This is a genomic window from Mycobacterium szulgai (genome assembly GCF_002116635.1).
GTDB classification, from domain to species: domain Bacteria; phylum Actinomycetota; class Actinomycetes; order Mycobacteriales; family Mycobacteriaceae; genus Mycobacterium; species Mycobacterium szulgai.
Genome location: NZ_LQPW01000023.1, coordinates 1 through 22,879, shown reverse-complemented (window position 1 = coordinate 22,879; position 22,879 = coordinate 1). Strand labels below are relative to the sequence as shown.

General features: G+C 64.3%; 17 protein-coding genes. 2 read left to right on the top strand and 15 right to left on the bottom strand.

The genetic code is table 11. The features are described 5' to 3' along the window. Positions 1–33: 33 nt before the first annotated feature. The 3 genes from AWC27_RS06500 to AWC27_RS06490 all read right to left on the bottom strand — a co-directional run bounded on the left by AWC27_RS06500 (position 34) and on the right by AWC27_RS06490 (position 4,454). Positions 34–1,707 carry a nitrite/sulfite reductase gene (locus AWC27_RS06500; RefSeq protein WP_085669746.1) on the bottom strand — a complete coding sequence of 558 codons (1,674 nt, stop codon included), beginning with the start codon at positions 1,705–1,707 and terminating at the stop codon, positions 34–36. 183 nt (positions 1,708–1,890) lie between these two features. Then, on the bottom strand, positions 1,891–3,312 hold the full coding sequence (locus AWC27_RS06495) for an aldehyde dehydrogenase family protein (RefSeq protein WP_085669745.1): 1,422 nt from the start codon (positions 3,310–3,312) through the stop codon (positions 1,891–1,893). Beyond that, positions 3,312–4,454 carry a phenylacetate--CoA ligase family protein gene (locus AWC27_RS06490; RefSeq protein WP_085669744.1) on the bottom strand — a complete coding sequence of 381 codons (1,143 nt, stop codon included), beginning with the start codon at positions 4,452–4,454 and terminating at the stop codon, positions 3,312–3,314. The genes AWC27_RS06495 and AWC27_RS06490 overlap by 1 nt, the downstream gene beginning before the upstream one ends. Before the next feature lie 134 nt (positions 4,455–4,588). On the opposite strand from AWC27_RS06490, the gene AWC27_RS06485 reads away from it, so the two are divergent. After that, positions 4,589–6,154, top strand: a complete 1,566-nt coding sequence (locus AWC27_RS06485) for a DHA2 family efflux MFS transporter permease subunit (protein WP_085669743.1) — start codon at positions 4,589–4,591, stop codon at positions 6,152–6,154. Here AWC27_RS06485 and AWC27_RS06480 read toward each other — a convergent pair. The 12 genes from AWC27_RS06480 to steA all read right to left on the bottom strand — a co-directional run bounded on the left by AWC27_RS06480 (position 6,139) and on the right by steA (position 19,770). Further along, positions 6,139–7,125, bottom strand: a complete 987-nt coding sequence (locus AWC27_RS06480; protein WP_085669742.1) for a hypothetical protein — start codon at positions 7,123–7,125, stop codon at positions 6,139–6,141. The two genes, AWC27_RS06485 and AWC27_RS06480, sit on opposite strands and share 16 nt — an antisense overlap. Then, positions 7,122–8,507, bottom strand: a complete 1,386-nt coding sequence (locus tag AWC27_RS06475; RefSeq protein WP_085669741.1) for an alkaline phosphatase family protein — start codon at positions 8,505–8,507, stop codon at positions 7,122–7,124. Before AWC27_RS06475 ends, AWC27_RS06480 begins: the two co-directional genes overlap by 4 nt. Further along, complete coding sequence (eboE, locus tag AWC27_RS06470; RefSeq protein WP_085669740.1) at positions 8,504–9,628, bottom strand: metabolite traffic protein EboE; 1,125 nt, start codon at positions 9,626–9,628, stop codon at positions 8,504–8,506. Before eboE ends, AWC27_RS06475 begins: the two co-directional genes overlap by 4 nt. Then, positions 9,628–10,479 carry a TatD family hydrolase gene (locus AWC27_RS06465; protein WP_085669739.1) on the bottom strand — a complete coding sequence of 284 codons (852 nt, stop codon included), beginning with the start codon at positions 10,477–10,479 and terminating at the stop codon, positions 9,628–9,630. Before AWC27_RS06465 ends, eboE begins: the two co-directional genes overlap by 1 nt. Further along, positions 10,476–11,891 (bottom strand): EboA domain-containing protein, encoded by a 1,416-nt coding sequence (locus AWC27_RS06460; protein WP_085669738.1) that lies wholly within the window; start codon positions 11,889–11,891, stop codon positions 10,476–10,478. Before AWC27_RS06460 ends, AWC27_RS06465 begins: the two co-directional genes overlap by 4 nt. Then, entirely contained in the window at positions 11,891–12,763 is an 873-nt protein-coding gene (locus tag AWC27_RS06455) for an SCO3242 family prenyltransferase (RefSeq protein ID WP_245846889.1), read from the bottom strand. Before AWC27_RS06455 ends, AWC27_RS06460 begins: the two co-directional genes overlap by 1 nt. Beyond that, a complete protein-coding gene (locus AWC27_RS06450) occupies positions 12,733–13,935 on the bottom strand; it encodes an inositol-3-phosphate synthase (RefSeq protein WP_085669737.1) in 1,203 nt (400 codons plus the stop codon). Before AWC27_RS06450 ends, AWC27_RS06455 begins: the two co-directional genes overlap by 31 nt. A 260-nt stretch (positions 13,936–14,195) precedes the next feature. Beyond that, positions 14,196–15,134, bottom strand: a complete 939-nt coding sequence (gene xerD, locus AWC27_RS06445; protein ID WP_085669736.1) for a site-specific tyrosine recombinase XerD — start codon at positions 15,132–15,134, stop codon at positions 14,196–14,198. Continuing rightward, a complete protein-coding gene (locus AWC27_RS06440) occupies positions 15,131–15,754 on the bottom strand; it encodes an NUDIX domain-containing protein (RefSeq protein ID WP_085669735.1) in 624 nt (207 codons plus the stop codon). The genes xerD and AWC27_RS06440 overlap by 4 nt, the downstream gene beginning before the upstream one ends. After that, positions 15,747–17,513: a CTP synthase gene (locus AWC27_RS06435; RefSeq protein ID WP_085669734.1), complete on the bottom strand. Its 1,767-nt coding sequence runs from the start codon at positions 17,511–17,513 to the stop codon at positions 15,747–15,749. Before AWC27_RS06435 ends, AWC27_RS06440 begins: the two co-directional genes overlap by 8 nt. Before the next feature lie 118 nt (positions 17,514–17,631). Further along, positions 17,632–18,576: a copper transporter gene (locus tag AWC27_RS06430; protein WP_085669733.1), complete on the bottom strand. Its 945-nt coding sequence runs from the start codon at positions 18,574–18,576 to the stop codon at positions 17,632–17,634. A 12-nt stretch (positions 18,577–18,588) separates the two neighbouring features. Continuing rightward, positions 18,589–19,770, bottom strand: a complete 1,182-nt coding sequence (steA, locus tag AWC27_RS06425; RefSeq protein ID WP_083113725.1) for a putative cytokinetic ring protein SteA — start codon at positions 19,768–19,770, stop codon at positions 18,589–18,591. Between the two features lie 362 nt (positions 19,771–20,132). Here steA and AWC27_RS06420 point away from each other — a divergent pair, with 362 nt between their 5' ends. Further along, a complete protein-coding gene (locus AWC27_RS06420; RefSeq protein ID WP_169726733.1) occupies positions 20,133–22,580 on the top strand; it encodes a protein kinase domain-containing protein in 2,448 nt (815 codons plus the stop codon). Positions 22,581–22,879: the final 299 nt, after the last annotated feature.

The following is a 22,879-nucleotide window of genomic DNA, read 5'->3' as shown; positions in this document are numbered from 1 at the left end:
CGCGCCACTGTGGTTGCTGGTGTCGGACGGCTCTTATCGCAAGTCGGCCTCGTCGGCTCGCAGTGCCCACGATGCGAAACGCTCGCCGTTCTGGCGCTGCTCGAGGAAGTTTCGAGTTACCCGATCGATGTAGTCGCCGAGTTCTGCACTGGTGACCTTGTGCTGGCGCAGTTTTCGGCCGAAACCGCTCTGCTCGCCCAGTCCGCCGCCGAGGTGCACCTGGAACCCTTCGACGGAATTGCCGTCGCCGTCGTCGATCCACTGGCCCTTGAATCCGATGTCAGCGACCTGAATTCGGGCGCACGAGTTCGGACATCCATTGATATGCACGGTGATCGGCACATCGAGCTTGGACTCGACGTCGGCCATGCGCCCTTCCAGCTCAGGCACCAAAGTCTGGGCCCGGACCCGGGTTTCGGCGAAGGACAGCTTGCAGAATTCGATTCCGGTGCAGGCCATCGTATTCTTGCGCCACGAGGACGGCCGCGACGGAAGGCCCAGCGCGTCGAGGCCTTCGACCAACTCGTCGACCTTGTCGTCTGGGACGTCGAGGATGACCAGCTTCTGAAACGGGGTGAATCTGGCCCGGTCAGAGCCGACCTTTTCCATGAGATCGGCCACCCCCGACAAGGTGGTACCCGACACGCGTCCGGCGACGGGGGCCACCCCGACGGCATTGAGCCCGTTCTTTATTCTCTGCACGCCGACGTGGTCGATGGGCCGCTTGATCGGCTCGGGGGCCGGGCCGTCGATCATCTTGCGCTTGAGGTACTCAGACTCCATGACCTCGCGGAACTTTTCGACACCCCAGTCTTTGACCAGAAACTTCAGCCGAGCCTTGGCGCGCAGCCGCCGATAGCCGTAGTCACGGAATACCTGGGTGACCGCTTCCCAAACGTCGGGCACCTCATCGAGGGGGATCCACACGCCGACGCGCTGGGCCATCATCGGGTTGGTCGACAAGCCGCCGCCTACCCACAGGTCCATGCCGGGGCCGTGCTCGGGATGAATGACGCCGACGAACGCTACGTCATGAGTCTCGTGGGACACGTCCTGCAGACCGGAGATCGCAATCTTGTACTTTCGCGGAAGATTGGCGTAGTCGGGGTTATTCATGAATCGGCGGATTATTTCGTCGATTGCGGGCGACGGGTCTAGCACCTCGTCAAGCGAATCACCGGCCAGCGGCGAGCCGTGGATACCGCGCGGGCAGTCACCGCAGGCCTCGGTGGTAGTCAAGCCGACAGATTCGAGCCGGCGCCAGATCTCGGGGACGTCTTCAATGTTGATCCAGTGGTACTGGACATTCTCGCGGTCGCCGATGTCGGCCGTGTCGCGGGCGAATTCCGTCGAAATCTGGCCCATGGTGCGCAACGTTGCCGCCGACATTGGCTTGCCGTCGGAGCGCACACGCATCATGAAGTACTTCGCCTCGATGGTGTCGGTGTTCTCCTCACCGGTCCACGAGCCGTCGAAACCTTGCTCACGCTGGGTGTAGAGGCCCATCCAGCGGAACCGACCGCGCAAATCGTTCTTGGCAATGCTGTCGAACCCCTCTTTGGCGTACACATTCAGGATCCGGTCTCGCACGTTGAGCGGCGCATCATCGTGCTTGAACTGCTCGGCGTCGTTGAGCGGTGCGCTCTCGCCCAGCGCCCACTGACCCTCACTACGATTACGTGTCTTGGCGGGAGGTGCCGCGGTCATGCGCTATCTCCTTCGCGAACATTCTTGTCCGCCAGCGGTATTGCAACGCCGGCGATTCCTTAGCCCGCCTGACCTGGACCCCTATCGGACCCGCGGGACACAGTTTCATAGTGCAGGAATCAAGCGGGTGTCAGTAGAGGGCCGCTGATTGTGACCTCACAACCGCTGGTTGTGTGCGCCGCCTCACACTCGGGTGACGTGCGGTTGCGGCAGCACCGGCGTCGGTGGCTCCCGCCAACAGCTTGTCGAAGCGTGCACCGAAGCCTTCGTTCGCATAAGAAACTCGCCGAGGTAGCCATCGTGCGGCAGGCCGGCGGCCGAGAACGTGGTCGGGTGATTGCCGACGTAGACGTTGCGGATGCTCGGCTCGTTGAGCAGCTCGTCGACAACCTCGGTGTCCCCCGTGTTGGCGACCACCACCAGCGAGTTACGTAACGGCGCGACGCCTGCGCTGCGGTCCCAGGGACCGACCCACACACAGGGGAAGGGAAGTTCAACGCCGAGTTGAGGGGCCCGCCACGAATGGACGAGATGAACCGCCGGACGAAGCACTGCGCCGCCGCGGAGTTCGTCGACCACACTGTCGCCACCGAGCACTGGTGTTGCGCCGCTGGCCGCCGTGCGCAGGCAGCGCTCGATGCGGCGAGCGGACTCGCATGGACGCACGGTGAGGATCGCGTGCGGGTCTTCGGGTGACAGGCTGGGAATCTGAGATAGTTTGGCCGCCAACGCTGTTGCGAACGGTCGCGGGTCGCCGTCCACCAGCACCGAAGTAGTGCACATACACGAGGCGCCGCCGCTGACGGTGGCCGCATGCGCCACCGTGGCGACCGCGTCCTGCCAATCTACGTCCGAGCCGATCAGGACCTTGGATCGGCCCGGACCTTGAACGAGGACGCGATCGTTTCCGCCGTACTTGTGCACGATGTCCTGGCCGCCGTAAACCATTGCACGGTCGGATAATTCGACCAGTTTGTCGGCCACGTCGTAGCCGCACGGCAGTAGAGCCACATAGTCGCCGAGGCCGGCCTCGTGCATGGCGCTGACCAATCGAAACGGCGTGAATGGCTCGCGACGTGACGGACGCAGGACCACCCGATAGCCGTAGGCGATGGCGTCGAACCAGGCGCTGTGAATCGCCGGTGTGTTGCCCGAAGACAGGACGGCGAATACGTCTCCACGGCGAGTCCACACCGCCGAGCCGAACCCGGCGGCCGGATCGCGCCAGTCGTTGACCGCAGCAGCTGGACGGGCCTGCTGCGACGTCCACGCAAGGTTCATCCCAGCGGCCTCGATGCTGTTGACAGCGATCTGCACCGAAGTGATGGGCGTGCCGGTCACCTGGCTCACCGTGCGCTGGTAGTCGCGCGCACTCATGCCGCCGATGCAGCCGTGGGCGAAAGATGCCGCGGCACTGCGCATCGCGCTGAGCCGTTGCTCGAGCCTCAGGCGTGGGGCGCGGCGCATTTTCCTGACCGCCTGGATCGCGAAGATCGGTGGCACCATGCTCAGCTCGGCCAGCGGTTCCCCGCTCAAATAGCACACCCGTTCCCGGTGCCGTGCGCGATAGGGGCCGGCGGGCCCGATCGCGTCGATTCGCAGCATCAGTAAACGCCTTCGATAACGTCTTCGTCCCCAAAGGTTTTCGTCGGCGTGACGGCGGTTACCGAGTCGCCCACCGCCAGTCCCGGTGGCGGTGCCACCCGGATTCCGGTGTCGCGCTCCAAGTTGTTGGGAATGAACGCGTTCTTGCTGACGTGGTGCATGAGCAAGTGCCCGCGCCGCCCATAGTCCACCGGTTCCAACGTCGCTGGATTGACCACCTCGACGGTGATGAACGGTGGCCGAGCGTCGAAGATCACTTCCTGACCCCACAGCCGTTGCGGTCGCTGTCGGCAGGTACCCAGGATCATGGCCGACCCGAATACGCCGTAGAACACCTGGTTGGGGAACACGTCGGTGGTAAGCAGTCGTTGCGTGTCGGCATCCATGTGCGCGCCGCCCCACACGATCGCCTTGACCTTACGGGCGATGAGTTCTACCAGATCGTCGTTCTCGGCCATCTGCACCAATACCGGAGGAGTTATGGCAAGCAGGCCTATGTCCTGCGTCTCGAGGATGAAAGTGGCCTGGTCGATCAGGTGATCAATGTATGCCGGGACTGCCTCGGGCCGGCCGACGGCCACGCGCTTCTTCACCCAGCGCGGATCGAGATCCACGCTGTGAAAAAGTCCGCCCCGCTGGGCGATCTGGCGGCGCAGGGAATGACCGAAATGATGCGGGCCCGTCGGCAGCAGCCCAAGGGCGTCGACACCCCGGGGCACTCCGGCCTCATCGAGCGCCAGGTGTGCGAACTCGTCGCATGAGTCCGACCAGTCCCGCATAAGCACAACTCTTTTCGGCGCTCCGGTGGTGCCACCGGATTCGTAAACACCGTCGAAGTCCGGGTTTTGGCCATAGCCGCGCGGAATGAGATCTCGCGCGACGACATCCCTCAGCTTGCTCACGATGTTGGGAAACAGCCGCAGATCCGACCACGTCTTGACGTCGACGAGCGGGTCGAAGTCCAGTTGCACGGCCTCGCGGAGCCAGAAGGGGGAGCCCGTCTCCTCGCTGAAGTGCCAGCGCATCGCGTTGCGGATGAACTCGTCCGTCCGTTGAGCATCGAGGCCGGTGGTGTCGGGAAAGAGTAGATCGTCCCAGCCGCGAGCTAACGGAGTGACCTTGCTGGTCAGCGTGGTCGCCATGAAAACCTCCAAATGTCCGACATTTGGCCTAAAGGTAGGAGCGGCGGGCGCGAAAGTCAAGGGAGTGGGGCTCGGCGTATGAGATGCTTTCCGGCACGGGATTGGGTCCATTGCAGACCTAGGAGCTGATAGCCATGGAGCACGGCGCGCTCGATTCACAACCGCCACAGGCGCCCGATCAACTCGACGCGAGGCTGCTGCGGATTGCCGGCGTATGTGTCCTTGCCACACTGATGGCGATCGTCGACACCACCGTCGTCACCGTCGCGCAACGCACGTTCGTCGCCGCCTTCGAGACCACCCAAGCCGTCGTCGCCTGGACGATGACCGGCTACACGCTCGCGATGGCCGCGGTGATTCCCCTGGCCGGTTGGGCCGCCGACCGGTTTGGTACCAAACGACTCGTCATGGGCTCGCTTGCCGCTTTCACGCTGGGCTCACTGCTGTGCGCACTGGCACCGAATATCGGTCTGCTCATCGCATTTCGGGTTGTGCAGGGCCTCGGCGGTGGCATGCTGATGCCCTTGGTGCTCACCATCTTGACCCGGGAGGCCGGCCCCAAGCGGATGGGTCGCGTCATGGCAGTGCTGGGCATTCCGATGTTGCTCGGTCCGGTATTCGGGCCCGTGCTGGGTGGCTGGCTCATCGACAGCTACAGCTGGCAATGGATCTTCTGGATCAACCTGCCGATCGGGCTGATCGCTTTCACCCTGGCGGGAATCGTGTTGCCGCAGGACCATTCGAGGCCATCGGAAACCTTCGACCTCGTCGGGATGCTGCTGCTCTCCCCCGGCCTGGCGACATTCCTCTACGGGGTGTCGGTCATCCCCAGCCGCGGCACAGCGGCCGATCGGCATGTGTGGATACCGGTGGTCATCGGCTTGTCGCTGATCACCGGTTTCGTCTTCCACGCGCTCTACCGAGCCGACCATCCGCTCATCGATCTACGGCTGTTCACCAATCGGGTCGTCACATTGGCCAACGCGGCGATGTTCTTTTTCGCCGCTTCTTTTTTCGGGGCGGGGCTGCTGTTTCCGAGCTACTTCCAGGAGTTGCTACACCAAACGCCGTTGCAGGCCGGAGTGAGCATGGTCCCCCGGGGCATCGGCGCCATGCTCACGATGCCGGTTGCCGGATCGTTGATGGACAAGCGTGGCCCGCGCAAGATCCTGATGGTCGGCATCACCCTGATCGCACTCGGCATGGGCGTTTTCGCCTACGGCGTCGCCAAGCAGGCCAACTACGTGCCGACGCTGTTGATCGGGCTGACGATCATGGGTCTGGGCATGGGTTGCACGATGATCCCGCTGTCGGCGGCGGCCGTACAGACGCTTGCTCCACATCAGATCGCGCGCGGCTCCACGCTGTTCAACGTCAATCAACAGGTGGCGGCGTCGGTGGGAACAGCGCTGATGTCGGTCCTGCTGACCAGTCAGTTCAACCGCAGCGCAAACGTTGCCGCAGCCAACAAGATCGACATGCTGCGCGAGGACGCCGCCCGGCGCGGAGTGCCGGTTGACCCTGCGACGATGCCGCGGCAAGCCTTGGATCCGCAATTCGCGGGCAACCTGCTGCGTGATCTGTCACACGCCTACACCGCGGTGTTCGTGGTGGCGGTCGTGCTGGTGGTGCTGACCGTCATACCGGTTGTGTTCCTACCGAAACGACCGGAGCCGCTCGGCCGTCACAACACTTCTTGATAGGTGCCGCCGGTGATCGCCGGCGCCGCCGGCTGTGGAATAGCCAAACTTTCGCGAAGCTCGGCCACGGGTACCTCGGCGTAAAGCCGCCAATCCCAGCTTCCGAAGGTGAGGTCCACATTGCACTCCAGGCCGCGCCGGAATGCATCCATGTAACCGGACGCATCGATATATCCGGTGGTCGCTTCGGCCCGGAAGTCAATCTTTATCCCGGCTTGGAACTGCAGCAGCACCAGCAGCAACGGTGCAAATGGGTTCCGCTCCTTGTAGCCGGCCGAGAACGCTCCGGCAAGAAGCTCACCAGCGGGCTCCGTCGAATACGCAGACAAGATATGCGCCACGTCATGCCCGACGATGAACTCGCCCGTCGTGCCTTTCTCGCCGGGAAATCTCAGGTTGTTCCGAACATAGTGCGCCCAGAGTTCGCGTCCGAGTAACCCCGGCTCGAGCAGGCCCAGCCTGTGATAGGACGCGGCCAGCTCCGGATCGGTAGCAAAGCCGAGGTAACCGGACATGTTGTCCCAGAAGCCCTTCAGCACCTGAAGGGGCGAGGTGCCGTGGCTACTCATCAGCTTCGCCCGGATTCGCATGGACCCGATGAATTCGCGTCCGCGAGCAATGTCGAGCAGGTCATCCAGGAATTTGTCGTGGCAGTCAAGCGCTTTCGCGATTTGGATGCTGGCCTGAACTCTAGGCAGCCGAACTTTGCCGTTCGCGAAGATCGCAGCCGTCACGAGAAACAACAAGCAGCGTTTGGCAACCTCGGTGAGGTCAGATTCGAGCCTGACGGCTGTGACGTCGAACGGCCGGTCGACTAGCTCGCGCCAGTCGATCTTGTCCTCGCCGAGATACACGCTTGCAGCTTCCAGCAGCCTCTCGTCTGCCTCTGATAGTCCATCGGACTTGGCAACGCGGGCCATCGCGGCAATGGCTGTTTCAAGGTCACGTTTCGTTGGCAACATATCCATCATCTCTTGAACGTATGGGCGTTGAGCACCAGATCACGTACGGCGGTGACGGGCAAGGGCATCGACGCATCGGCCAGCAGGTCGGGGGTGGAAGTAATGACGATGGGGGTCTCTTCGGCTGAGTCCGGCAGCCGCCCATGGGTGCCGCCGACGCCCTTGCCGTTCAGGGCAATGACGCCCATGGTGTAGCGCAGGCCTACCGCCTTCTTGACCAGTGCCGCAGCGGCTTTGGCCTTGACGGCCCGATCGTCGGGATTCATCAGCAATTCGGCGGGGTCGTACCCGGGCTTACGGTGAATGTCGACGCAGGGGGCGAATTCCGGTGCACGCTCGTCGTCGAGCCAGTAGTAGTAGGTGAACCATGCGCCCGGTTCGGCGATCGCCACCAGCTCACCGGACCGGGAGTGATCGATTGCCAATGCCTGCTGCTTGTCTCGATCAAGCACCTCGTCAACCCCGCTCAGGCCTTTGACGAGATCGGCCACTGCTGCGATATCAGTGTCGTCGCGCACATAGATATGGGCGGCCTGGTGGTCGGCGACGGCGAAGGCCCGGGACGTCCACGGGTCCAGGTACTCTCGGCCCTGCTGCGTGTAGACCTTCAGATAGCCCTCGCGTCTGAGTGCGCGGTTGATGTCGACCGGCTGGTGGGCCGGCCCGATCCCGTACTCGGAGACGACGATGGTGGTCATGCCGCGATCGGCGGCAACCGTGAGCAGCGGGGCCAGGGCCGCATCGACGTCCGCCGCGGCGGCAATCGCCAGCGGCGACCGCGGACCATAGCGCTGAAAGTCGTAGTCCAGGTGCGGGATATACGCGGTGAGCAGCGTGGGCGAATAGCGCTCGATGATCTCCATCGATGCGTCCACCAGCCAGCGCGACGAGGTGATATTCGCCGTTGGTCCCCAGTACTGGAACAAGGGAAAGGTGCCGAGCTTTTCAGTCAGAATGTCATGCAGGTCCGGCGGAATGACGTAGCAGTCCGGCGACTTGCGGCCGTCCTGGTGATAGACCGGCCGCGGCGTGACGATGACGTCGTTGCTGGCGTTCATCGCATACCACCAACCGACGTTGGCCGAGCGGTACCCCTCGAAGCGCCCGGCCGCCGTCTCCCATACCTTCTCCCCCGCTACCAGGGCGTTGCTCTGCCGCCACAGCAGTACTTCACCCAGATCGCGGAAATACCAGCCGTTTCCGACGATTCCGTGCTGGTTCGGCATCAGGCCGGTGACCATCGACGATTGCACCGTGCAGGTGACCGCCGGGAAAACCGTCTTCAGCGGAGTCATGGCGCCCCGGCCGGCCAGCGCGGACAGGTTCGGCATGTGCCGCAGCAGCGGCTGCGTCAAGCCGACGACATTGATGAGCAGAACGGGTTGCGTCATGCGGGATCCCGCACGCAGATCAGTTCGTCGAGCCAGCGAACCTCGGCGGCGATGTCCTCGGCCAGGCTTCCCATGCGCAGCGACGGCGGCAGCACGTCCCAAGTGTAGGTTTCGATTTCGACGTCGATGGGTCCGGCCAGCTCCCCCAGCATGCCCATTACCTCGGACAGGATGTGTGACGTATTGCCCAGCGGCGCCGGCGGGCTGATGTGCAAGGGCACGTGATAGTGCACGCGGGCGCTGCCCGAGCGCGGTATCGACGCGTCCTCGAAGGACAGATCGTCCCGGAACCACTGGCGGCCGCTCCTGTCGAACCCGTTGACCTGGTGCAGGTACGGCGAATTGGCGAATTCCGCGAACGCCTCAACGACCCCTTCGGCGGCGAGGTCGTCGATCTGAATTGCATTGGAAGCCTGTATTTTTACCACCTCGATTCCGATCTCGGCCAGCCCCGATAGCACTGCGGTGGGATCTTCATGCATTACCGCCAAGTGGCAGGTGTCCAGACACACGCCCATATAGCGGGTATCCACATCTCCGGCTGCGACCGCACGGCCCAGCCAGCCGATGGCATCGCCGCAGGATCCGATGACGCAGCCGGGTTCGGGTTCGACTGCCAGCCTGATCCGGTTGCCGGTGCGGTTCTCGATGCGGCGCAGCTCATCGGCCAGCGCGGCCAGATTGTTGCGGGCTTGGGTATCGGCGGTGTCGTCCCATGGATCACTCCAACCGAGCGGCAACGTCGAGATGCTGCCGTGCCCGGTGTCGCCCAACAGATCGCTGAGCACCTGGGCACAGTTCTTCGTGTATTCCAGGCGCTGGCGCGTCGTCCAATCCGGTTGGTAAACCTTGTGTTTGACTGAGCTGCCGTGAAACTGTCCGTAGGGAAAGGCATTCATGGTGACCACGGCGAGTCCGCTGTCGGCCAGGATCGCCGCCAGTCGGCGGCGTGCCCGACTATCGCCGCAGAGTTGGGCGGCGGTGGCAGCCGGCAGCCACAGACCGACGCCGAGTTGCTGCACCGCGGCATGCTCGCGTGCCGGTGCGAAAACCGACGACAATTGGTGCTCCAGCAGCTGCAGACTGTCCGCGGCAACCACGTTGCTGCAGTACGACAGCATCACCGCTTTTCCCCGCGGTGAATCGTGTTGCCGGCGAACGCGGCTTCCTGCTCCTCGCTCAACAGAACTAGCTGTCCGCTCTGGCCGTAGAACTCGACGGGATTGCGCCACAGCACTCGATCGACGTCGTCTTCGGTGAACGACGCCGCCAGCATCGCTTCGGCCGTCTTGGCCGTCTTGAGCGGATCGGATCGGCCCCAATCGGCGGCGGAGTTGACAATGATCCGTTCCAGGCCGTACCGCTGCATGAGTGCGACCATGCGGTCCTCGTCCATCTTGGTATCGGGATAGATCGAAAAACCCGCCCAACAGCCACTTTCCAGTGCGGGCTCGATAGTCACCTCGTTCAGGTGATCCAGCAGTACCAGTCCCGGATCGATACCGATGCGCTTCACCACGTCGATGCTGGCTATCGTCCCGCCGAGTTTGTCGCGATGCGGTGTGTGCACGAGTGCGGGCAGCTCGCGCTCAGCGGCCATCTCCAACTGCGTTTCAAATACCGCAGTTTCGTCGGGTGTCATTGAGTCGTAACCGATTTCGCCGACGGCGACGACACCGGCTTTGGACAAGTAGCGCGGTATGTGCTCGAGTATAGGCCGGCAGCGGCTGTCGTTGGCTTCCTTGGGATTGAGCGCAATCGTGCAGTTGTGCGCGATGCCGAATTGCGAAGCGCGGTAACGTTCCCACCCGATCAGGCTGTCGAAATAGTCGATGAACGATGCGGCGTCGGTGCGGGGCTGGCCCAGCCAGAAGGCCGGTTCCACGAGAGCGCGGACGCCGGCGGCATACATCTGCTCGTAGTCATCGGTGGTCCGCGAGGTCATATGAATATGGGGGTCAAAAATTCTCATGTCGCAACCTCCGTCTCTGTCGCGGTAAGGCGTTGCAGCATCGTCACGTCGTCAGACACCGAACGTCCCGCCGCACGGCGTTCGTTGACGTAATCGTTGGCCATACGGCCCAATTCGGTGTCGGCCCGGTTGTGCAAGCCGGCCACTGCCTGCAGCGACACCCCCATGAAAACGAGCTTCATCACTCCGTGACGCCAGGCGTGCTGAGATAGGTGGCGGGCTGCAAACCCACCGAGGGCCGCGCCCACCAGCCGAGGCTCGTTGCAGCGCAGGGCGTCCTCGACCAGCGCCACACCCGTGGTACAGGCCTCGGGTCCGAGTTGACCGTTCACAGCTGAGATTTCCAATCCGCGCAACACGGCCAGACGCTCGTCACTGTCGCCCCAGCGGTACAGCTTCTCGATGAGCGGCGCCACCACGGCATCGCTTTCGGCCACCAGAGCCGTGAACAGCTTTTCCCGGGCCAGCAGTACGGCGTCGCTGGATCCGGCCACACCGCGAGTCGCCCCGGGAAACAGCTGCACGACCTTGTCGGGCGAGCGCCCGATCTCGGCTGCTGCGGTGTCGATCCACGACCTCGCCTGCACAGGTAGCCTGGCCAGTTTTATCGCCCACATGCTGCGGCGGACGACATTCGGTGCGTCGTGCGAATGCCTGGGCAACTCGACGGAGGCAACACCGCCGAAACCGCTGCCGCACAAGGCATCCATCACCGCCCCCAGATCGAGGTCACCCGCACCGAATTCGAGGTGTTCGTGTTTGAGCGGCGTCATGTCGTCCAGATGCACGTTGACCAGTTTGTCGCCCAGGCCGGCGATCGCCGCCGCGGCACCGGCCGGCTCGGTCATCACACAATGGCCGACGTCCAGCGTGATGCCAAGGCGCGCAGGGTCGCCGAGCGCCCGGCATACTTCGCGCGCTTGGGCCACCGTCTCGACGAACATGCCGGGTTCTGGCTCGAAGCCCAGCGTGACCGCCTTGCGGTCGGCGTAATCCACGACCTGGGCAAGACGGCTCAGCAACAGATCGCGGGTGGTGGCGGGGTCGCTGTGGCTGACGGCGTAGCCCGACCACAATGACACGCAGGTGGCCCCGAGGTCCGCGGCGATATCGACTGCGCGCCGCATGAATTCGACTCGCGCCTCTCCGGCGATGTCCACCAGCGAGGGTTTGTGTTTGTTACGCGGATCCAGCAGATAACGCGCTCCCGTTTCGACGGCCACCTTGAGCCCGTAGCTGTCCAGCAGCGCCCGAAGGGTACCCAATTGCGAACCGAGGTCGGAGTCGAAGGGCCGCACGTGCGGATACCCGACCGTCAGCGCGACCGCCGTATAGCCCTCGTCGGCGATCAGGGCCAGCGCGTCGGCCAGCGGATGGTCGGCCAGGCTATTGGTGTTGTAGCCAATGTGCATCAGGTCACCTCGGTGGGTTTTGGCGCAGAAACCTTCAGCCGCAATCCGATTGCGAGCCCGCTCAGTGCCAGCATGGTCAGCCGAGAACGTGCCGCCAGCATCGCCTGCACTGCGATCATCGACGCGATACCGTTGCGCACGGCCGCACGGATCACCTCCGCACTGGGCTGCTGCCACGCCCGCCACAGGCCAGGGCCAAACGACCACAGATAAACCACCCCGGCCGGTGCGGCCCGATATCCTGCGGTGCTCACCATCGCCGAGGTGGCGACGGCACCGCCCATTGCGCCGACGACCGCCGGCAGGCTGCGTTCGGCACCCGTCACCTCGCTGCGCGATAGCACCGTGATTGCCGTGGTATGCAGCCCGATCACCGACGCCGGAACAAGCGCGGCCCGAGAACCCGGACCCGCACCGAGCATGACATCGAAAAACCGGCAGCCCGACATGACCAGCGGTCCGACGGCGGTGTCCTTGGCGACCACGTCATATGCCGTGACGCACAACATGATTCGAGCGGCTGCGGCCAGCCCGTGCCGGCCGCTGACCACGGTCGCCGTCGCGACACCTGCCGCCGCCAATCCCGTCGCAAGCGACAGCGCGGCGCCGGGCGACACCTTGCCGGACGGAATGGGCCGCTCGGGCCGCTCCACGGCGTCGCGACGGCGGTCGGCCCAGTCGTTGAGCACCATGCCGCTCCAATACAACAGTGCCGAGGCCAGCGGCAGCGCGAGCCGTCGCCCCGAGAGCGGGCGGCCCGCCCAAATGGCACCGACAGCCGTATCACCGAGAACTGTCAGCGCGGCAGGCGCCCGCATCAGGTCGAGATACGCCTTGACCTTCACCGGCCAGCCGAAAACGACGTGCTCCACCGCACCAGCGCATCGTATTGCGCTGCGAGTGAATGCGTTTCAGACCCCCACGGTTCCTTGAAGAAGAAGCCCAACTCCGGGACGACGCCGCGCGCGCCGTGCCCGCGACCCATTGCCAACAAACGCGCAACGTCGAGAACCAACGGCGCCGCCAACGCGGAATCCGGTGCCGACCAGATTGTTTGCAGCGTGATCTGGCCGCCGAGAAATCCGGTGGCATGGATGTAATCCCAGGCGACCTTGGTTTCGCCGAGGTCGGGCACATAGTCGATGTGCAGTGGAGCGGTCACGCCACCGCCGAGCATCTGCTGGATGCCGCGTTGTTTACTGGCGAGCTTGGACTGCACTGCCACCGGATCGGCCAGCGTGGCGCCATCCCCACCGCCCAGCAGATTGGTTCCCGACCACGAGTGCACGGCCATCGCGCGGCTGGCGAACATCGGCGCCAACACGGTTCGCAGCAAGGTTTGACCTGTCTTGGCGTCCTGCCCGGCATAGAGAACGCCGGCATCGTCGGCCAGGCTGCGCAACGCGGGCAGGCCCAGCGTCGGCGACGGTGTGAAGCAGGCATATGCGGCGCCATTGCGTATCGCGGCAAGGGCGGTCAGGCCGCTCGCCGGTAGCACGACGCGGTTGGGCTCGGCCAGCGCCGGGAGGAGCAGTTCGGCATCCCGGAATTCCGGCATGTCGATCGCGGGTGGTTGGGTGGATGCCACGTCGACGACGACCAACACGTCCAGCGAGTGCCGCGCGATGAACGAAGCCATCGCGTCGCTGAGCCGATCGACGAGTTCCGCCTGGGTAGCGGCGCCGGCGCTGGCCGGGTCCGCGGTCGCCATGCACGAGGGTCCGACGATCTCATCGTCGGTAGCCGCGAGCCGGTCGTTGACCGCGGCCACCACTCCAGGCGGCAGCAGCCCGGCCTCAACCAACATTTCGGCGCGCTTGACCAAGGGTGTGGTGGAGATGTCGCGCCCGGCCACCACGAAATCCGAGAGCTTCGGCAGGGGCGCGTCAGCAAAGTCGGGCGTGGCAGTCACGCAGCCGGTGTCGGGGATCAGGCCGGCGCTCAATGCATATAAGCCGACGATCGAGGTGGTCGCCACCGAGCCACGGGCGCCGGTGAGCCAAAGACCGCAGCGCTTACCCGCAGTGCTGCTGTCATCGTCCATCGCACGATCCTCAGCTTCGTCGAACTGCTTTCTTAAGCAAAAGATCGTACATCCGGTCCACCTTTCGCGGAGGTCAATAAAAGCTGTGCGTAACCTTGAAAATCAATGGGTCTTGAAGCGCGCCTGGTCCCGTTTCGTTGGTCGGTCCGGCGATTGAACGGTGGGCATCCACGACATCATGGCCACGGGCCGCATCGGTGATGGGCGCGACGCGGCCTGGTGCCCGACCCGGCGCTCCAATCCAGGTATTTGGCGCAGAGCTATTGGGCCCGCGGATGGGCTCCGGCCCACACCTCACGCAGTGCGTGCACGGTGACCAGGGTGTAGATCTGCGTCGTGGTGACCGAGGCGTGGCCCAGCAACTCCTGCACCACCCGCACGTCGGCGCCGCCCTCGAGCAGATGGGTGGCAAACGAGTGCCGCAGCATGTGCGGCGATACGCCCGAGGTGATACCGGCCCGCTCGGCCGCATCCTGTAGCACCTGCCAGGCGCTTTGCCGCGACAGCCGCCCACCGCGCGCATTGAGAAAGATCGCCGGGGTACCGCGCCCGCGCCGCGCCAGATCCGGGCGTCCCCGCACCAGGTAGGCGTCCAACGCGTGCACGGCGGGACGTCCCACCGGCACCAGCCGCTGCTTGCCGCCCTTGCCGTGCAACAGCGCCGAGCGCGCCTGCGTGTCGATGTCGTCGACGTCGAGGCCGACAGCTTCGGAGATCCGCGCCCCGGTGGAATAGAGCAGTTCCAGCAAGGCCCGATTACGCAAGGTGAGCGGCCCGTCGGCCGCGTCGTCGCCGCCGGCGCCCTCCAGCAGCGCCAGCACCTCGTCGATCGTCAGGCTCTTGGGCAGCCGCCGGCCTGGCGTGGGTGGCCGCACGGCCCGCGCCACGTCGAGTTCGGCCAGTCCTTCGGCGGCGGCGAAGCGGTGCAGTCCGCGCACCGCGATCAGCGCCCGCGCTGCCGACACCGCCGACAGCGCGACCGATCCGGATTCGGGATCCCCGCGGCGCAGCGCCACCAGGAAATCGCTGACGTCGTCCTCACCGACTTTGGCCAGGTCGCTTATCCCGCGGTCTTCCAGGTGCTTGGAGTAGCGCCGCAGATCGCGGCGGTAGGAGCTCAACGTGTTCGCCGCAACGCCGCGCTCGATAGTCAGATGGTCGAGGTAGCCCTGCATCTGAGATTCGAGCGCAAGCGTCATTGCGAGGCCTTGCGCGCGGCGAACGCACCCGGCTTATCGACCCATGGGGTATCCAAAGGGCGCGCCTGAGCGACGCCGTTCGCGACCGCCTGGGCGGCGAAAATTCCGGCGACCGCAATGGCATTGATGACCTCGCCGGCCAGCACCCGCTGAACCGCCTCTGCGATGGGGAACCAGCACATGGTCATATCGGCTTCTTCGTGGTGCGACTCCGGCCGGTCAACGCGGGTCAGCCCGGTGGCCAGAAACACGCGCACCGACTCGTCGCTGAAGCCGGGCGCGGAATCGAGATCGACCAGCACCTGCCAAGTACTGGCTTGCAGGCCAACCTCCTCCTGCAACTCGCGGGCGGCCGTTAGGTGCGGTGGTTCACCAGGGGCATCGAGCAGCCCTGCGGGCAACTCCCATAGCCGTCGCCCGAACGCGTGACGGTATTGGTAGATCAACGGAACGTTGTTCTGGTCGTCCATCGCGACGATGGCCACCGCGCCGTAATGTTCGATCACCTCGCGCACCGCAATGGTGTCGCCTGGCATTCGCACCTCATCCCGGCGTAGGGCGAAAATGTTTCCGCGGTAAAGCGTTTCGGACGATGTCGTCTCGAAGACGTGCTCAGCCACGGGCCGCGGGTTCGACTAGGGGCTGGGCGATCTCGTCTCGAGCGCCGTCTCGATGCTGGCTCCCGTTGGACACGTGCTGCTCGGGAATCTCGACGGGCAGCAGTTCGCCCGCCTTGTAATCGATGGCCGCACCGACGAACGCGACGAACAGCGGGTGCGGCCGGGTAGGCCGGCTCTTCAACTCCGGGTGGGCCTGGGTGCCGACGACGAATGGGTGCTGATCCGGCGGGTATTCGACGAACTCAACCAGGTGCCCGTCGGGAGAGGTCCCAGATATTCTCAGCCCACTTTCGGCCAGCTTGTCTCGGTAGGCGTTGTTCACCTCGTAGCGGTGCCGGTGCCGTTCGGACACCTGCGTTGCCTGATATGCCTGGGCCACAATCGAATCCGGCTGCAGCACCGCGGGATATGCACCCAGGCGCATCGTTCCGCCCAGATCTGCCTCACCGGCCACGATGTGTTCCTGGTCGGCCATCGTGGAGATGACCGGATCCGGTGTACCCGGTTCGAATTCGGCTGAGTTTGCTTGGGTGAGACCGACCGAGCGGGCCGCCTCGATCACGATGCACTGCAGCCCCAGGCACAACCCCAGCACCGGTAAACCACGCGCCCGCGCGTGGGAGATGGCACCGATCTTGCCCTCGATACCCCGGATGCCGAACCCGCCGGGAATCAACACTCCGTGCACGTCGCCCAGCGTGGTCGCGGCGCCGCTGGCCGTCTCGCAGTCGTCGGAAGCCACCCAACGGATTTCGACCTTGGCGCGGTGCTTGAATCCGCCGGCTCGCAATGCCTCGCTAACCGACAGATAGGCGTCAGACAACTCAACGTACTTGCCCACCAACGCGATTCGTACCGTCTCCTGCGGTTCGTGAACGCGGCGCAGCAGGTCGTCCCACTCGGTCCAGTCGACGTCGCGGAATGGCAGGTTGAGCCGGCGCACCACGAACGCGTCCAGTTCCTCGCGGTGCAGCACCTTCGGGATGTCATAGATCGACGGCGCGTCCGGCGTCGAGATCACGCCGTCGATGTCGACGTCACACATCAGGGCGATCTTGTTCTTCAGCGCTTCGGGAACGTCGCGATCGCAACGCAGGATCAGTGCGTCGGGGGTGATACCGATGCTGCGCAGCGCCGCCACCGAGTGCTGCGTCGGCTTGGTCTTGAGTTCGCCGGACGGGGCCAGGTAGGGCACCAGCGAAACGTGCAGGAAGAAGACGTCCTCGCGACCAAGGTAGTGCCGAACCTGGCGGGCCGCCTCCAGAAAGGGCTGCGACTCGATGTCACCGACGGTGCCGCCGATCTCGGTGATGACGACATCGGGCCGGTGGCCGTTCGCGTCCGGTTCGGCCATCGCCAGGATGCGCCGCTTGATCTCGTCGGTGATATGCGGGATCACCTGAACCGTGTCGCCGAGGTATTCGCCGCGACGTTCCTTGGCGATGACCGTTGAATACACTTGGCCGGTAGTGACATTCGCCGAACCAGACAGATCGCGATCCAGAAACCGTTCGTAGTGACCGACGTCGAGGTCGGTTTCGGCGCCATCCTCGGTGACGAAGACCTCACCGTGCTGGAACGGGTTCATCGTGCCCGGATCGACGTTGAGGTACGGGTCGAGCTTCTGCATTGTGACGTGCAACCCGCGCGCGGTGAGCAACTGCCCAAGGCTGCTGGCAGTCAGTCCCTTGCCAAGGGAGGAAGCGACACCGCCGCTGACGAAAAGGTGCTTGGTGGCGGTGTGCGGGTGCTTACGCAACAGGGCGACCTCCGTGAAGACGGGCAGGGCATGACTTGTGGTAGCCGATCTAGCTGGGCCTGCCGACCCACGGAAACCCACCCTAACATCCACGGCGCCACACCGCGGAGAACACGCCCTACTGGGGCACAGTGACCGAAGTTGCCCCGTGACCGGTGCCGTATTGACCGGTGTGGCCGCCGTTGACCAGGTCATGCAAAGCCAGGATCGCGGTGATACGTCCCGGCTCGGTGTCCACGTCGTCGACGGTGCTGACGGCGGCGGCCATGCCGGCGTCGGCGCGCGCCACGGCGACGGCGGCGCTACCGGTCGCCGAGCCGTCTCGCCCGGCGAGCACGGTTCCCGAACCGTGGGGCGCCAGCGCCGCGGCGAACCGCGCCACGCTGACCCCTTGATTGCCGGCGTCGGCGGGCAGCGCTGCGCCGGTGACGATGATCGCGGCGTTGGCGGCCCCGATGTGGTCGGCGGGCTGATAGGTGATGAACCCGGTTTCGCGCAGCGCCGCGAGGACCGTGTCGCGCTGACCGTCATCGACGGCGGGAGCATCGGGCTTGGGGTTGATCATCAACGCGATGCCGAGCAGATCACCCGCCTGCGAACCCTGGTCGACGAGCTTGGTGCTGAGCTGAGTGCCGGCCGGCAGGATGGACGAGTTCACCACCGAGCGCAGCTTCTCCGCTGAGTTGGCTTCGACGAACTCGTGGGTCAGCGACACCGTCCCGGTGACCGAACCGCCGGCCTTGACAACGATTTTCGACACCTCGGCTACGTCGTCGTCCTTGGCATCGGGGGTGCGGAAGAGCACCACCGACTTGCCGGCCATCGCGTCGTGCACTATCCGGCCCAGCACCTGGGCATCGAAATTGTTTGCCGCACTAAGCTTTTCGTTGAGCGCATTGCGCTGGTCGTTGAGGCTGCTGATCTGGCCGGCCAAGTCCCGCTTCTCGTTACGCAACGTCGACAGCAGGGTGTCCGAGAAGAAACCGGAACCCAGGACCACCCCGATGGCCAGCGCCAAGAAGACGGCCGCAAGCGAGATCGCGTGTTGGCGTAACGAGATCATCAGCGCACCGTCCTAGCTGACCAGGTTCTGCACCCAAAGGGTGAAGCGATTCCAGTAGTCGATGATCCAGTGCCACACCACGCCGTCGGAGCGCGAGACCCACAGCACCACGATGATGGCGATCAGCATGGTCAGCGCCAGCAGCGCGATGGCCCCGGCCGAGATGTGGTTGCGGTACAAGGTGGCGACGGCCTTGGCGTCCACCAGCTTCTCCCCTACCCGCAGCCTGGTCAGGAAGGTCGACGGGTTGCTCTGGGTGCGGGTGCGGTCGAAAAAGGTCTCGATGTTGGCGGTGTGACCGGCCGTGACCAGCAGCGCAGCGCCGTGATGGTCGGCCAGCAGCAGCGCCAGGTCGGTCGCCGAGCCGGCGGCCGGAAAGGTCATGGCCCCGACACCGAGGTCCTGGATGCGTTCCAGGCCGGGGGCATGGCCGTCGGCGTCGGCGGGCAGGACCACCTGCGCGCCACACTTGAGGACTTCGGTGCTGATCTGGTCGGGGTCGCCGACGATCAGCTGCGGCCGGTAGCCCGCCTTACGCAAGGTGTCGGCCCCTGAGCCGACGCCCACGAGCACTGGTTGGTACTCCTTGATGAACGGTTTGAGGGACTTCAGATCATCGGCGGCGCTGTCCTCATCGGAGACGATCACCACATGGCGGCGGCGCATGTCGACGTCGATGTCCGGGATGCCGATTCCGTCGATCAGCAGCGGGCTTTCGCTGCGGATGAACTCGATCGTGTTGCCGGCGAAGGCCTCCAGGTGAGCCGCCAGCCCGCTCTTGGCCTCCCGCATGAGGTCGGCGATGTCGTGGTCGGTGCGTTCGGTGCCGCGGACCAGCCGGCGATCACCGGCGTACACCCCACCTTCGTGCAGCCGAATCTTGGCGCCGTCTTTGACCTTCTTGAAGATCTCAGGACCGGTCTCGTCGATCAGAGTGACGCCGTTGTTGACCAGCACCTCCGGACCGAGGTTGGGATAGCGGCCGGAAACCGACGGCGATGCGTTGACGACTGCGGCGATGTCGGCTTCGACGAGGGCGTCGGCGGTGATGCGATCAAGGTCCAGGATGTCGAGCACCACGATGTCGCCCGGGCAGACCCGGCGCAGTAGGCGGTCGATATTCCGGTCCACCCGAGCGGTGCCGATCAGACCCGGCCGAGGAGTGCTACGAGATAGAAGCCCTGACATCTTCATGGGGGCGATTCTGTCGGTGAACCACGGTGGGGGCGAGGAGGCGCGCCGTAACATTAGCCTCATAAGTTATCTTGTGTCACATCCGTATCAGGCCTGACATTGACCCCAAGGCAGGCGGATGCTGGCCTTGGCCCCGTCTGGCCGGGCACCGGCAATAGGTGAACAAGCCCAAGGGTGAGTTCATCCCGTTCATCCCCGGGGGTCAGTAGCAGCTCCTTGCGCCATCCTGAATTCCGGAAATATGCAATTACAATGCCGGCCCCCAAAGCAGTAATATGCCGATGTGGTGCGCCCATATTCCTCGGCTTGTCGATCTATTCCGCGTTGCGCTCGACGAGTTGGCTGGATCTCGGGGTTGGTGGATGGATCCGAACCTCGCTGATACGCAACATGAACCTGCGGCCCAAGGAGCCGGTAGCTTCGGCGTAGCCGTCGAGCTGGCTGCGGCGGGGTTCGACGGTGCGGTCGAGGTTGGCCGGGGTGGGTTCGGCACGGTCTACCGCTGCATTCAGGTGGCGTTGGATCGGGTCGTAGCCGTCAAGGTTTTGACCGTTGTATGTCAAGAGGACCAAGCGCGGTTCGTCCGCGAACAGCAGGCGATGGCGACACTAACGGCTCATCCCAACATCATGGCGGTGTTGCAGGTAGGCCAAACGGCCAGTGGCAATCCGTTCCTGGTGATGCCGTATTGCGGGTCGGGGTGCTGGCAGGAGCGGATTGCCCGGGTGGGGACGCTGGATATCGAGGAAGTGTCGCGAGTAGGGGTCAAGATCGCCGGCGCGCTGGAGTGCGCGCATCGGGCGGGAATTATTCACCGCGACGTCAAGCCAGCAAACATTCTGTCCACAGATTACGGTCAGCCGGCATTGAGCGATTTCGGGATCGCCCGCACCAAATCGGGGTTCAAAACCGCTACTGGTGTATTCCAAGGGTCGCCGGCCTTTACCGCGCCTGAACTATTCGGCGATGCAGCGCCAAGCGAGGCTTCGGATGTATACGGGCTCGGGGCGAGCCTCTTCACCGGACTAACGGGTCATGCGGCCTTTGAACGGCGCCACGGCGAGCAGTTGATGGCGCAGTTCGTCCGCATCGCCAGCCAACACCTGCCCGATCTGCGTGAACGGGGAATCCCCGCCGACTTTGCCGCGATTATCGAGCAAGCAATGGCCCATGACCCCAACCACCGGCCGTCGGCCCTCGAATTAGGCCAAGAACTTCAGCTACTCCAAGCCCGGCACGGTCTGAACGTCGACGACATGGTCCTGCACGACCGTGCGAGCAGCGACAGGTCACACAACCGCATTTCGCGGTCGTCGGGGCGCGGTCGGGGCAAGGACGACAGCTTGCCATCGCCGCTGAAAGCCCTGGTGGGCCGTGCGGCCGAGCTGATACGGCTGCGCGAGTTGTTGGAGTGCTCCCGTTTGGTGACGGTGACCGGTACGGGTGGCGTCGGCAAAACCAGTCTGGCTATGCATGCCGCACACCAGCTAAGTGCCGACCACCCCGATGCGGTGTGGCGGGTGGATTTGGGCGACGTGCCCGACGGGTCGCAGCTGGTTGGCCTGGTAGCCGCGACGTTGGGGGTGGCCAATCAGCCGACGCAAGCCTCGATCGAGACGTTGATCGAGGTTCTGGACCGGCGATGGGCGCTGATCCTCCTAGACAACTGTGAACAGGTCGTCAATGAGACAGCCAACCTGGTCGACACCTTGTTGCGGCATTGCCCACGGCTGCACATATTGGCAACCAGCCGCGAAGTACTGGCGGTCGGTGGTGAAGCGGTGCTGTCGCTCTCGCCGCTCGATTGCCCCAGCCCTCAGGATGAGCCCAGCGTGGAAGACCTGGCCGGCTATGACGCGGTCACGTTATTTGTTGAGTGTGCCCGCGCCGCGGTGCCTGAGTTTGCGCTCACGGAACACAATGCCGCCGCGGTAGCCGGCATCTGCGCCCGCGTTGACGGGCTACCGTTGGGCATCGAGCTGGCGGCTACCCGGCTTCCGGCTATGCCGGTAGAGCAGATCGCAGACGGACTCCGCGACGGTTATGCATTGCTGAGCGTCGGCGGTGCCACAGATCAGCGCTCCCTGGCGTACTGCATTGACCGCAGCTATGACCTGTGCACCCAAGACGAGCAACAAGTATGGGCGCGACTATCGCTATTCGCCGGCAACTTCGACCTGTCGGCAGCCCAATATGTCAGTGGCGCGGACCTGCCTGCCAGCGAATTCCTTGACCTGCTTTCTACATTGGTCGACAAATCAATCCTGATACGTACCGAAAATGACGGCATCGCGTGCTATCGGCTATTGGAAACCCTGCGCGACTACGGACTTGGGCGCATCACCAGCGACGAGCGCACGCGACTGGCTCGACGCCACGCCGCGTGGTATCACCAGGTGCTCTCCGAAGCCGAGGACCAATGGTTTGGCCCTCAACAACTTCACTGGATCCTGCGCCTCACACGTGAACTCCCCAACATCCGGGAAGCGCTGCAATTCAGCCTGACCGATTGCCCAGAAATGGCGGTAGAGATGGCCGCCGCCATACGTCGGTTCTGGATTCAGCAGGCGATGGTGACCGAGGGCTGCCAATGGGCGAACCGTGCCTTGGCCGCCACCTCGCCCAAACCCAGCGTGCAGCGCATCCGCGCACTGTTCACCGCAGCGCACCTTGCCTTTCAGAGCGGAGACACCGCGATGGCCATGGACTGGCTTGCGGACGCGCGCAACCTATTCCAGTTTGTCGAGGGGAACGACGACATCGCGCGAACGATGTCTGGTACTGCCGGGGCGAATCTGCACGCTGGCTGATGGCCGCGTCCTCACCGACTTGCGCCGCCAAGCCCTCGCCCTAGGAAGCGATCAAAGCGCAGCGCAACCCTGCAATTCCAATACCGCTGTACTGTATCCAAGTACTGCCGTACTGTATGCAATCGGCACGCTGGCTAAAGCGCCCTGGGCCGGATCATGGGAGTTCTTATGGTGTTTGCCGCGCTTGGTACCCAGGTTGGTCGGGGTACAACAACACCGTCGGATGTGGTGTCGGAGTTGGCTGCGGCGGGGTTCAGCGAGGCGGTGCAGGTTGGCCAGGGCGGCCTCGGGGTGGTCTA